The 12,734-nt window shown below is 62.6% G+C and carries 8 protein-coding genes; 4 read left to right on the top strand and 4 right to left on the bottom strand.

Annotated features, from left to right (window positions below):
• The 3 genes from MOV63_RS30045 to MOV63_RS30035 all read right to left on the bottom strand — a co-directional run.
• On the bottom strand, window positions 1-3,908 hold a 3,908-nt coding region (locus MOV63_RS30045; RefSeq protein ID WP_247039300.1), incomplete at its 3' end, for a translocation/assembly module TamB domain-containing protein.
• A 27-nt stretch (window positions 3,909-3,935) separates the two neighbouring features.
• The gene (locus tag MOV63_RS30040; RefSeq protein ID WP_405029400.1) at window positions 3,936-5,864 is read right to left on the bottom strand and encodes an autotransporter assembly complex family protein; all 1,929 of its coding nucleotides are present in this window, start codon (window positions 5,862-5,864) and stop codon (window positions 3,936-3,938) included.
• Window positions 5,865-6,042: 178 nt separating this feature from the next.
• Entirely contained in the window at window positions 6,043-6,306 is a 264-nt protein-coding gene (locus MOV63_RS30035; RefSeq protein ID WP_038546432.1) for a glycine zipper domain-containing protein, read from the bottom strand.
• A gap of 312 nt (window positions 6,307-6,618) precedes the next feature.
• On the opposite strand from MOV63_RS30035, the gene MOV63_RS30030 reads away from it, so the two are divergent.
• The 4 genes from MOV63_RS30030 to hemA all read left to right on the top strand — a co-directional run bounded on the left by MOV63_RS30030 (window position 6,619) and on the right by hemA (window position 11,821).
• Complete coding sequence (locus MOV63_RS30030) at window positions 6,619-7,107, top strand: (2Fe-2S)-binding protein (RefSeq protein ID WP_038546429.1); 489 nt, start codon at window positions 6,619-6,621, stop codon at window positions 7,105-7,107.
• 119 nt (window positions 7,108-7,226) lie between these two features.
• Entirely contained in the window at window positions 7,227-9,572 is a 2,346-nt protein-coding gene (locus tag MOV63_RS30025) for a xanthine dehydrogenase family protein molybdopterin-binding subunit (protein WP_247039295.1), read from the top strand.
• 11 nt (window positions 9,573-9,583) lie between these two features.
• A complete protein-coding gene (locus MOV63_RS30020) occupies window positions 9,584-10,381 on the top strand; it encodes a xanthine dehydrogenase family protein subunit M (RefSeq protein ID WP_247039293.1) in 798 nt (265 codons plus the stop codon).
• Between the two features lie 225 nt (window positions 10,382-10,606).
• A complete protein-coding gene (gene hemA, locus MOV63_RS30015; RefSeq protein ID WP_247039291.1) occupies window positions 10,607-11,821 on the top strand; it encodes a 5-aminolevulinate synthase in 1,215 nt (404 codons plus the stop codon).
• Between the two features lie 36 nt (window positions 11,822-11,857).
• Here hemA and dxr read toward each other — a convergent pair.
• On the bottom strand, window positions 11,858-12,734 hold an 877-nt coding region (gene dxr / locus MOV63_RS30010; RefSeq protein ID WP_247039289.1), incomplete at its 5' end, for a 1-deoxy-D-xylulose-5-phosphate reductoisomerase.

Below are 12,734 nucleotides of genomic sequence, written 5' to 3'. Positions count from 1 at the left end.
ACCGCCGTGCCCGTCACGGTCAGGTCGCCGCCGAGCTCGGCGTCGATGCCTCGCCCGCGAACGAAAATGCCGTTCGGCGCACTGATCTGGAGGTTGAGCGCGATCGGGTTCGAACTGCCGCCGGCACTCTTCGGGCGCAGCTTTTCCATCTGCCGCAGCACGTCGGGCGGTGCGTTGCGGTGGCGGATATCGATGGCGGAAAGCGAAGTCGGCAGGCGGGCGGGCACGGTAATCGCAGCCTTGGTCAGCGTTACCTTGCCACCGAGGATGGGGCCGGAGGTCAGCGGGCCGGTGATCGTCAGGGCGCCGTCGGTGGTTGCAGCAAACAGCGTGCCGTCGGCATAGGATGCCTGAGCAAGCGTGATCCTGAGATCGGCTGGAAATCCGGAGCCGGGTGTGATGCCGACCGAGCCCTGGACCGAGACCGTGCCGCCACCCGAGAGCTTGGTCGTGAGCCTCGAAATATTGGCGCTCTTGCCATCGAAGGCGACATTGGCGGCGAGATCCGTCAGGGCGAGGTTACGGCGAACATCTACCAGGCGGGCGCCGGAGGAGGATGCCGTGCCGGTGATCGCCGGCGCTGCCGCGGTGCCGCCGATCGCAAGATCGACATTGCCGATGCCTTCCAGCACGAACCCTTGAGCGGCCATCTGCCCTGCAAGGATGGAGAAGGGCAGTTTCCCGCTGAATTTCAGATTGAGCGGCTTTTCGCCCGCAAGCGAGACGGAGCCGCCGCCCGACAGCGAGACGCCGCCACCGCCCGAAAGGCGGGTATCGACGGTGACGGTGCCGTTCTGAAACGTGCCGCCGGCGGTGATGTTGAAGGCAGCGACCCCGGCGGAGGTGGTCTGCGCGACGCCGGCATCGGCCCAGCGCAGATCATAACGGACGGCCGGGGCTTGCGGGGTTCCCGTCGTAGTCACCGTGCCGGAAATCGTGCCGCGGGCGTCGAGGCCCGGCGCAAAGGCGTTGACCAGGCTGGCGGGCACGGCATTGGCGCGGGCGTTTATGTCGAGCGCGGGAATGCCGTCCTTCAGGATAACCTTGCCCGCGGCGGACAGGTCGAGACCGCCGGAGCCCGTCAGCCGCGTCTTGTCTAATGTGACTGTCCCGTTGGCGAAGCTGCCGCTTGCTTGGACTCGAAACGGACTGATGCCAGCGTCGCGCGACTGGCGAAGCTGTGCATCACTCCATTCTAAATCGTAACGTATGGCAGGGGCAGATGCGGCGCCGGTGGCGTTGATCGTGCCGGAAATCGTGCCGGCAGCGTTGATCGCGGGCACGAAAGCGTTGATGAGATTGGCGGGCAAGGCCTTGATATTGGCGGTCAGGTCCAGCGCCGAGCCGGCTGTGCCGTTGACGGTGACGCTGCCGGTGCCGGTTGCGATGGTGAGGTCAGCAAGCCGCGCACCGCCGTTTGCGACCGCAATGCGGGTCGGCGCGGCAAGCCGGACTGCGATGCTGCGGGGCGCGGCGGTGAAGCTTTCGATGCCGACCGAGATATCGGAACCGCTCTGGATATCGCCGATCGCAGTGAGGGGTGCGTTGTCATATTGGGCGGCGAGGTTGAAGTTGGTCCGGTTGCCGCCCTGGCTGACGCCGAGATTGACGTCGTTGATGCCGACCGATCCGGCGCCGATGCGGGTGGCGCGGACGGTGCCTTCGGCCGCGATCGCCTTGATGTCGGGAATGGCAAGATCGATGTTCGGCTGGGCGATCTCCATTGTGCCGCGGCGAAGGGCACTGCCGGATGCCCGGATCGCAGCGCCTGCCTTGCCGCCGGTATTGCTGAACATCACCGTTCCCTTGAGATCGCCCTGGGCCTGCTGGGCAGCGAGCGCCGCAAGCAGGGAGACATCCGGGAAATCGAAGGTGAGCTGGCCTTCCGGCAGGAAGGCGGGGGAGAAGTTCAGGGCGCCAGAGAGCTTGTTGGGGCCGATCTCTGCGGTGATCGCCGGCGCGCTGGTGCGGCCCTGGACGGAGGCGACGTCGGCATTGACGCGGATAGGCTGGCCATCGAGCGAACCCGTGCCGGTCAGCTTGCCCTTGGGGGCGTTCGGATCGGCGGTGCCTTCGAGGATGAAGCTCATGTCCTGGAGCTTGCGGCCGACCAGCCGGGCGTCGGCGGAATTGACCACGGCCCTGACGCCCATTGCGGCGAGCGGCCCCTTGGCGGAAATATCGAAACCGGCAGCGCCTTCGGCCTCGGGCAGCCAGCGCTTGAGATCCGGCACGCGGCCGGCGAGGCGGCCGGTGACGGTTTGGTTTTCGAGCAGCATGTTGCCATGCGCCTCGATCGCGTTCGACCGCATCACGAAGTTCTCGAGGCTGACGCGGCCGCCGCTCACCATGTTGACATAACCTTCGGCGGACAGCTTGCCGTCGAATTTCGAAACCAGCCCCGGCGGCAGAACGGCGGGATTGGCGAAAACCCGGAAATTGCCGGTGACCGCCTGCTTCGACATATCATAGGCGCCGGACAGGGTGCCGTTGACATTGCCGCTGTCGAAGGTCGCTGCATCGAGGCCGATCGCCGGCGGCGCCAGCCTTAGCGGCGCATCGAGCGTCACCGGCCCGCGGATCACCCGGTCGAGGTCGTCATTGGTGAAATGCGTGCGGGCTACAGTGAAGCGGCTGCGGATGCTGCCGGAGCGGTTGATGAGGTTCAGGTCTTCGCTTTCTGCCTGCAGGCGGATCTGGCCGAAGCGCCCCTGCGGCAGTTCCGCGGCGTTGAGCGCAGCCGTCGCGTTGAAGCGCGCCGAGGTGGCCGCGCCGGTCAGCGTAAAGTTGATGCTTTCGAAGGAGAAGCGGCTCTCCTGCCCGTTGATCGGCCAGACGAAGTCGACCGGACCCTTTACGCCGTTGAGGCTGGCGGTGAGGCTGTTGTCGCCCGTCTGGTCCCAGGCCCCCTTGGCAGCGATCTTCACGGCGCCGGAGGTGAGATCACCGCGTTCGATATCCACGCGGCCGGAAGGCGCATAGACTGCGGCGATGTTGATATCGGTCGTGCCGCCGAACAGCGGACGAAAGGCGGGCGGGAGAAGCGTCGAGAGCTGACCGCCGCCGGTCACCTCCACTCTGTGCCTGCCGTTTGCGACCAGCATATGCTTGCCATCGACCGAGATGACGGGAGTGCCGCCGACGCTGCCCTGCAGCTTGCCGGCCCAGTCGGAAAGAGGTCCTTCGCCATCGAGGGCGAGCTGGACCGCCGGGGTGCCGGGTAGGCGCAGAACCCGGGCGAGCAGGCCACCCTGCGGCTCGGACACGGCAGCCTTGAGCGTCAGGCGATTTTCGGACGGCGCGTAGACCACGTCGGCAGATGCCCTGGCATCCGGCTCGTCCTTGCGGGTTGCCTGCAGGTCGAGCGAAATGTCCGGTCCGGTCGCATCGATCGATCCCTTCACCGAAAGTGAGAAATCCCGTCCCGAAAGTGCCTGGGAGAGATTGATGTCCGGCAGGTCGATCTGCGCGACGCGGATCCCGACGGGCAATGGCGACCCGGAGGAGTTCGTCGTCTGCGTCGTTGCGGGCGCTTTGGGCGGCCGCGGTGCACGGATGAAATTGACGGTGTCTGCGGAAATGTGCTCGGCGCGGAAAACACCGGTCACCAGGGATGTCGGCGACCAGTCGATCTTGATGCCGCCGATCTGGGCATAGGGGCCCATGTCGTCGGACAACGTGAGGGCATCGATACGCAGATCGCCGGTCAGAAGGCCTTCCGGCCGCGTGAAAGAGATGCCGCGGTCAGGCGTGGAGACGATGGCGGAAATCCGGTCCGCGGCAACGCGTCCGCCGACCGGGGTGAGGGCGACGAAAAGGACAACGCCCAGGGCCATGACGAATAGGATCGCGACCACGCCAAGCGCGGCCTTCAAGATCCATTTCAACAGGCGTACCATCAGCATCATGCCTTAAACGCTACCCTTCACTGCCTTTCAGAATGCCTGTCCTATGCCCGCATAGATACCGTACTGGCTACCGCCGTCATAGCGCTGCAACGGAATTGCAACGTCCAATCTCAGCGGTCCAAAAGGCGTGGCATATCTCACGCCGATCCCTGCGCCAGCACGTATATCAGAAAAATCGGGCACGATTCCGGTCGATACCGTACCAATGTCGACAAAAGGTACAATGCCTATATTTTCTGACACTTTTACCCTCACTTCGAAAGATCCCAGCGTATAAGAACGCCCGCCCGTGGCTTCATCGGCGCTGTTATAGGGCGAGATTTCCCGATAGGCGTAACCGCGTACCGATCCGCCGCCGCCGCCGGCGAAGAATCTGCGTGTCGCCGGGATTCTTTCAAGGTCGCTTCCGCCGGCCAGTGTTCCGGCGGCCAGACGGGCAGCCAGCACGATCCGATCCTCCTGCCCGAGGCCGAGATAACCCGAGATCGAGCCCTCGAACGACGAGAAGATCGTGCCGTCCATCAGCTCGTAGCTCGGCTTGGCCGACAGCGTCGCGTAATATCCCTTGGTCGGGTCGAGCTTGTTGTCGCGCGCGTCGCGCTCGAAGCTGATCGGCAGGCTGAGGGTGAGATATTGATTGTTGCCGAAGGCATCGTCGGCATCGATATAGGCGATTTCCCCGCCGCCCTTGAGTTTGTCGGTCTCGTTCAGCTCATAGGTGATGCCGGCCGAATAGATGATGGTCTGCGCCTCGTAGACGTCAGGCGTCTCGCTCTTGGCTTCCAGGCGGGATTCGAAGGTCGCTTCCGGCACGAAAGCGCCGGGCTTGGTAAAGATGATGCCGGCGGAATAGTCGAAGGTGGTGACGTCGGTTGTGGCGCCGATGCCGGACACCTTGCCTTCGATGCGCAGCGACTCGGCTTCCCCGAAGAGGTTGCGGTGGCCCCAGTATCCTTCGAGACCGGCGCCGTCGATTGAGGAATATTCGGCGCCGAAACCGAAATAGCGGTGCTTACCTTCCGATACCTCGATTGTCAGGGGCAACGAACCGTCCGGTGCAAGCTTCTCCGCCTCATGGATCGTCACGCTCGAAAAGACGCCGAGTTCGCGCAGGCGGTCGTTCGCCTTCTTCAACTGCTCGGGCGAATATTGTCCGTGCTTGTCGAGCCGCGAATAACGGCTGATGAAGGCGGCATCGACGGTGCGCGATCCCTTGACGGCGACGGTGCCGAACGGCGCGACCGGGCCGCCGACGGCGCCGAGCACGACGTCGATCGTGTCGGTGCGGTGATCGGCCGTCACCTGCCGACGGGTCAGTTTCGCGAGCGGTCGTCCTTCGTTCTTCAGATCGACCAGAAGCTGTTCGCCCGCCTTCAGGATCAGCCGCGAACCGGCCTTGCCGCCGGCGACGAGATCGTATTTTCCCGGATCGTGGCCGGCGGCATCGCCTTCGAAGCGAACCGAGCCGAGCTTGAAGACCGGGCCGGGATCGATGCTGACGGTGACCGGCACGGGAGCCGCGTGGTCGAATGTGGGGTTGGGCGGCAGGCGGTCGATATCGGTGCCGGCGACGGAGATGTTGACGGTACCGCCGTAACGGGCCTCTTCGTAAAGCACGGCGATCAATCGGTCGCGGTCCCCGCGTGCCTTGATGATAACCCCGAGGTCGCCCGAGACCGGCTGTTTTTCGTCGGTGATCAGGGAAGCCGCCGATTCGAGGCGCTTCTTGAGATCCTTATCGGCGCTGCCGGTTTGGAGCGTCGCATCGTAACGGACGGGATCGATGACCTCGACCTTGTCTTCATCGCCGCCGAACAGGGTGATGCCAAAGAGTTTAAAGGCGTAAGCCTTGCCGGAAAGCGGCGGGGAAACAAGAAGTATAGCGGCAAGCATCGCAGCTGCGCCTGCCTCCCTCAACCTCCGTTTTTCTGTCCGCCCAGTGTTTTCGTTCCGCATACGCAAACTGCTGTGGATTCCCCCGGCTGGAAGCCGTCATAGCGTCCGACGAAGCGAACTATCTAACTGCAAAAGACGAAGCCGGGTACCCCCGATCGCTCTTCGCAATGATTTCATGACAGAAAAAGCCCCGGAGAGTGCTCCGGGGCCACAGTTTTTTCTGCAATCCACGCGGTTATCAGTAACGGCGCGGGCAGCTGTCGATATAGCGGCGGCCATACCGGTCGCGGTAGTAACATTGACCCGGCTGTTCGGCGACAGAGCCGATCAAGGCACCGGAAACGCCCCCGATCGCAGCACCTACGGCTGCGCCGCGGACGTTGCCGGTGGCGAGGCCGCCGATCACGGCGCCGGATGCTGCGCCGATGCCGGCGCCCTGTTCAGTTGCCGTGCAGCTCGCGAGCGAAGCGCCGACCATCAAAAGCACCAAGGCTTTTCTCATGAGATCCTCCTGTTTGTTCTTTGTTTTGCCCGGCCGTCTCGCAGACTCCGAACGTTTCCGCGGGTCAATTCAACAGCCATCAATGGGAACAATAGGTCGCGGCGCACAAGAGTCCATATGACCTCAATATTTTTAAGCGCCGATTTTGTTTGAATTGTCGATAGTTACTCGAAATCCGAGAAGATCGGAGGACGATGGCTTGACCGGTGGCCGGTCAAATTATTGCCGTTTCCGTAGAAAGTAGCGGTTGATCCCCTAAGTAAAAAAGCAAATGATGTCGGGCATGTCCGGGAGGGACATGAGGAGGATCATATGACGAAAGTGACGCTGACCGTGAACGGCCGCGCGATGAGCGGCGAGTGCGAGGACCGCACCCTGCTCGTGCATTTCATCCGCGAAAAACTTGGTCTGACGGGCACGCATGTGGGCTGCGATACGACCCAGTGCGGCGCCTGCGTCGTTCATATGGACGGCCATTCGGTGAAGAGCTGTTCGATCCTGGCGGTGCAGGCATCCGGCTCGACGATCACGACGATCGAGGGTCTCGCCGGCCAGGGCGAATTGCATCCGGTTCAAGCGGCCTTCAAGGAGCATCATGGCCTGCAATGCGGCTTCTGCACGCCCGGCATGGTGATGACGGCAGTCGACCTGATCAACCGCGAAGGCGGGACGCTGACCGAAGAGACAGTCCGTGCCGGGCTCGAAGGCAATATCTGTCGTTGCACCGGCTACCACAACATCGTCAAGGCGATCCTTGCCGCCGATGCCGAAATGGCTGGCAGCCGGCAGGCCGCGGAGTGAGTGGTCAGTAGTCGTTAGTGAGCAGCGGTTCACACGGCGTTTCCGCTCTTGAACCGCTCACTGCCGACTAATTCCTACTCACTAACCAAAACCAATCACCATCTCGGGAGGAGATGAACATGGGTGTTGAAGGAATCGGTGCACGCGTTACTCGCAAAGAGGACAAGCGTTTTCTGACCGGCAAGGGCCGTTACACGGACGACATGACCGTCCCCGGCATGAAATATGCCTATTTTGTCCGCAGTCCTTATGCACATGCGAAGATCAGGAACATCGATGCGACCGCGGCGAAAGCCATGCCGGGCGTCATCGACGTGCTCGACGGCAAGCAGCTGCAGGCGGATGGCATCGGCAATCTCATCTGCGGCTGGATGATCCATTCGAAGGACGGAACGCCGATGAAGATGGGCGCCTGGCATCCGCTCGCCGTCGATACCGTGCGCTATGTGGGCGATGCGATCGCGATCGTGGTTGCCGACTCCTCTGGTGAAGCCCGCGATGCCGCGGAAGCCGTGGTCGTCGATTACGAGCAGTTGCCGGCTGTGGTCGAGGCCGTCGCGGCACTTGCCTCCGGCGCGCCGCAGATCCATCCGGAAGCGCCCGGCAACCTGATTTTCGACTGGCAGATCGGTGAGCCGGATGCGGTGGACAAGGCGATTGCAACGGCTGCGCATGTCACCGAAATCGAGATCCTCAACAACCGCCTGTCGCCTAACCCGATGGAGCCGCGCGCCACGCTCGGCATCTACGATACGGCGGAAGATCACTACACCTGCTACACAACCAGCCAGAACCCCCATGTGGCGCGACTGGTGATGAGTGCCTTCTATAATGTGGCGCCCGAAAACAAGCTGCGCGTCATTGCGCCTGATGTCGGCGGCGGTTTCGGTTCGAAGATCTATATCTATCCGGAAGAGATCATCTGTCTCTGGGCGTCGAAGAAGACCGGCGTGCCGGTGAAATGGACATCGGACCGCACCGAGGCCTTTCTGACCGACGCCCATGGCCGCGACCACGTCTCGAAGGTGAAGATGGCCTTCGACGCCAACAACCGGATCACGGCGCTGAAGGTCGATACGATCGCCAATCTCGGCGCCTATATGTCGCTGTTCTCCTCGGCCGTGCCGACCTATCTCTATGCGACCCTTCTGTCCGGCCAGTACGATATTCCGGCGATCCATGCCAATGTCCGCACCGTCTATACCAATACGGTGCCGGTCGACGCCTATCGCGGCGCCGGCCGTCCGGAAGCGACCTATCTCTTGGAACGGACCATGGAGACGGCGGCGCGCGAACTCGGCGTTTCGCCGGCGGAACTGCGCCGGGCGAATTTCATCCGCACCTTCCCCCACCAGACACCTGTCATCATGAATTATGACGCGGGCGATTACGAAGCTTCGCTGAACGCCGCGATGCAGGCCGCCGACTGGGCAGGTTTTGCCGCCCGGCGGTCGCAATCCGAAGCCAAAGGCAAAAAGCGCGGCATCGGCATGAGCTGCTATATCGAGGCCTGCGGCATCGCGCCGTCGGCGGCGGTCGGTTCGCTCGGCGCCGGCGTCGGCTTGTGGGAATCGGCGGAAGTGCGGGTCAACGCCGTCGGCACGATCGAGGTGCTGACCGGCTCCCACAGCCACGGCCAGGGCCATGAAACGACCTTCGCGCAGCTCGTCGCCGGCCGCCTCGGCGTGCCAATCGAAAGCATCAACATCGTCCATGGCGATACCGACAAGGTGCAGATGGGCATGGGCACCTACGGCTCACGCTCCGGCGCGGTAGGCATGTCGGCGGTCGTCAAGGCACTCGACAAGGTCGAGGCCAAGGCGAAGAAGATTGCCGCGCACCTGATGGAAGCCTCCGAGGAGGATATCGTCATTGAGAACGGCGAGCTCAAGGTCGCAGGCACCGACAAGTCGGTGCCGTGGTTCCAGGTGGCGCTCGCCTCCTACACCGCCCATAACCTGCCTTCGGGCATGGAGCCGGGCTTGAAGGAAACGGCCTTCTACGATCCCTCCAACTTCACCTTCCCAGCCGGCTGCTACATTGCCGAGGTGGAGATCGATCCGGATACCGGCGAGACGGATATCGTCCAGTTCGTGGCGGCCGACGATTTCGGCAACATCATCAACCCGATGATCGTCGAGGGTCAGGTGCATGGCGGCATTGCCCAGGGCATCGGTCAGGCGCTGCTCGAGAGCGTGCAGTATGACGAGAACGGCCAGCTTCTGACGGCAAGCTACATGGATTATGCCATGCCGCGCGCCGACGACCTGCCGTCGTTCAAGCTGTCGCACCAGAACACGCCTTGCCCGGGCAATCCGCTCGGCATCAAGGGCTGCGGCGAGGCGGGTGCCATCGGTTCGCCGCCGGCGCTGATCAACGCCATTACCGATGCGATCGGCCATAACAAACTCACCATGCCGGCGACCCCGATGAAGGTCTGGCAGGCACTGCATCCGGCTCACTGAGGAGAACAGACATGTACGCTACCAGCTATCATCGTGCATCCTCGGTGGAAGAGGCCGTCAAGCTCAAGTCCGCCAACGAGGAGGGCAAATACCTTTCCGGCGGCATGACCCTGATCGCCACCATGAAACAGCGGCTCGCCGCGCCGAGCGACCTGATCGACCTTCGCCATATCTCGACGCTGCGCGGGATTTCGATCGACGGCCGCAAGGTGACGATCGGGGCTGCCACGCCGCATGCGGACGTTGCCGCTTCGCGTGAGCTTGCCGCAATCTGTCCGGCGATCTGCAAGCTCGCCGGCCATATCGGCGACCCGCATGTGCGTCACATGGGCACGATCGGCGGTTCCATCGCCAACAACGATCCGGCGGCGGACTATCCCGCCGGTCTGCTCGGGCTCGGCGCGACCATCGTCACCGACCGTCGTTCGATCCCGGCCGACGATTTCTTCATCGGTCTCTTCGAGACCGCACTGGAGGAGGGCGAGATGGTGACCTCGGTCACCTTCAATGCACCGGAAAAGGCCGGCTACGCCAAGTTCAACAATCCGGCCTCGCGTTTTGCAATGACCGGCGTGTTTGTCGCCAAAACCGCCGGCGGCGTGCGTGTCGCGGTGACGGGCGCCGGCTCATCGGGCGTTTTCCGTCATCCCGGCTTCGAACAGGCGCTTGGTTCGAACTGGTCGGCAGATGCGCTGAGCAATGTCGCGGTCGACGCCTCCAACCTGATGGCGGACATGCACGCGAACGCGGAATACCGCGCCAACCTGGTGAAGGTCATGGCGAAAAGGGCGGTGGCGTCTGCCGGTTGAGGCGAATCGAGAACACAGGTGAAAAGCCTGGAAGAGCGGTGAGGCCGCTCTTCTTTTTGCTGCTTGACGTGGATCAATTCTCACATTTTCGAAATCGCTTACCTTTTTATTGGAATAATTCAAAAAAAGCGGGCCTTTTGCCGCAGGTTGGTTCTATTCACGCGGTTCGGGGTTGACGAAAAGCGTGGCTGAAACCAAAACCGAGGTAGGTTCTGGAGTGTGAGCATGGACTTCGAGGCATTTTTCAAGAGCGAACTGGACGGACTTCATGGGGAAGGCCGTTACCGGGTGTTCGCCGATCTGGAGAGGCATCGCGGCAATTTTCCCCGCGCCACGCGCCATACTCCCGATGGTCCGAAGGAAGTGACCGTCTGGTGTTCCAACGATTATCTCGGCATGGGCCAGCACCCCGCCGTGATCGAGGCGATGAAAGAAGCCATCGATCACTGTGGCGCGGGTGCGGGAGGCACCCGGAATATTTCTGGCACGACGCACTATCATGTGGTTCTTGAACAGGAACTGGCCGACCTGCACAGCAAGGAAGCGGCGCTGATCTTCAATTCCGGCTATATGTCGAACTGGGCGACGCTCGGCACGCTCGGCCAGAAAATCCCCGGCCTGATCATCTTCTCCGACGCGCTGAACCACGCGTCGATGATCGAAGGCATTCGCTACGCCAAGTGCGAACGGGTGATCTGGAAGCACAACGACCTCAACGACCTCGAAGCAAAGCTGGCGGCAGCCGATCCGAATGCGCCGAAGCTGATCGCCTTCGAAAGCATTTATTCGATGGATGGCGACATTTCGCCGATCAAGGAAATCTGCGATCTTGCTGATAAATACGGCGCGATGACCTATCTCGACGAAGTGCATGCGGTCGGCATGTATGGCCCGCGCGGCGGCGGCATTGCCGAACGCGAAGGCCTGATGGACCGCCTGACGATCATCGAAGGCACGCTCGGCAAGTCTTTCGGCGTGATGGGCGGTTATATCGCCGCGTCGACTGCGCTCTGCGATTTCATCCGTTCCTTCGCCTCGGGCTTCATCTTCACGACCGCCCTGCCGCCGGCGCTGGCAGCCGGGGCGATTGCCTCGATCCGGCATCTGAAGGCAAGCCCGTTCGAGCGCGCCCGTCATCAGGACCGCGTCCGCAAGCTGCGCACCATGCTCGATCAGAAGGGCATTCCGCATATGCACAACCCGAGCCATATCGTGCCTGTCATGGTCGGCGATGCGGCCAAGTGCAAATGGATCTCGGATATCCTGCTCGACACCTGCGGCGTCTATGTGCAGCCGATCAACTATCCGACCGTGCCGCGCAAGACCGAACGCCTGCGCATCACCCCGACGCCGCTGCATAGCGACGCCGATATCGAACACCTGGTCGGCTCGCTGCACCAGCTTTGGTCGCGTTGCGCGCTGGCGCGGCACGTGGCTTGAACGATCAACAAAGATCCGAATAACGCATGGCCGCGCTCACGCGGCCATTTCTTTTTGCGCGATGATGTCACCGGCACGGCGCCGCGCCTCGGCATCGGCCGCGAAAACCTCATCCATCGTCGCTGCGGGCGAATAGCCCACCATTTCATCCATCACCTGTTCGGCGATATCGGCCATGTTGAGAAAACCGATGCGGCCGGCGCAGAAGGCGTGGAAGGCGATCTCTTCGGCAGCGTTCATCACTGCACCCTGTACGCCACCGCGTTCCAGAGCCGTGCGTGCCAGTCTCAGCGCCGGGAAACGGACTTCGTCCGGTGCCTCGAAATCCAGCCTTGCAAGCTTGGCGAAATCCAGCCGTTCAACGTCGAGCGTTGAACGGTTGGGGTAGGTCAGCGCATAACCGATCGCGGTACGCATGTCCGGACAGCCGAGCTGGGCCAGCACCGAGCCGTCGGCATAACCAACCATCGAATGGATGACCGATTGCGGATGGACGATCACCTCGATCTGGTCCGGGCGCAGATCGAAGAGATGTTTCGCCTCGATCATCTCCAGCGCCTTGTTGAACATCGAGGCGCTGCCGATCGAGATTTTCAGGCCCATCGACCAGTTGGGGTGGGCGCGGGCGATATCCGCGGTAACGCCCGCCATCTGCTCCCGCGTCCAGGTGCGGAAGGGTCCACCGGAGGCGGTGAGCACGATGCGCTCGACCGCGTGGTGCTGGTCGTCTTCGAGCGACTGGAAGATGGCGCTGTGCTCGCTGTCGACCGGGATCAGCCGTCCGCCGCCCTCAGTGACCGCCTTGACGAACAGTTCGCCGGCGGAGACCAGGCATTCCTTGTTGGCGAGCGCGATATCGGCGCCGCGCTCCGCGGCAGCCAGCGTCGGCGCGAGGCCGGCGGTGCCGACGATT

Source organism: Neorhizobium sp. SHOUNA12A (genome assembly GCF_023006505.1).
In the GTDB taxonomy this organism is placed as follows: domain Bacteria; phylum Pseudomonadota; class Alphaproteobacteria; order Rhizobiales; family Rhizobiaceae; genus Neorhizobium.
Note: the sequence above shows the minus strand (reverse complement) of the source record. Positions and strands in the feature narration are given on the sequence as shown.

Coding starts and splice junctions, on each gene's coding strand:
- MOV63_RS30040 (WP_405029400.1), bottom strand. CDS start 5,864: ATGCGGAACGAAAACACTGGGCGGACAGAAAAACGGAGGTTGAGGGAG.
- MOV63_RS30035 (WP_038546432.1), bottom strand. CDS start 6,306: ATGAGAAAAGCCTTGGTGCTTTTGATGGTCGGCGCTTCGCTCGCGAGC.
- MOV63_RS30030 (WP_038546429.1), top strand. CDS start 6,619: ATGACGAAAGTGACGCTGACCGTGAACGGCCGCGCGATGAGCGGCGAG.
- MOV63_RS30025 (WP_247039295.1), top strand. CDS start 7,227: ATGGGTGTTGAAGGAATCGGTGCACGCGTTACTCGCAAAGAGGACAAG.
- hemA (WP_247039291.1), top strand. CDS start 10,607: ATGGACTTCGAGGCATTTTTCAAGAGCGAACTGGACGGACTTCATGGG.
- MOV63_RS30020 (WP_247039293.1), top strand. CDS start 9,584: ATGTACGCTACCAGCTATCATCGTGCATCCTCGGTGGAAGAGGCCGTC.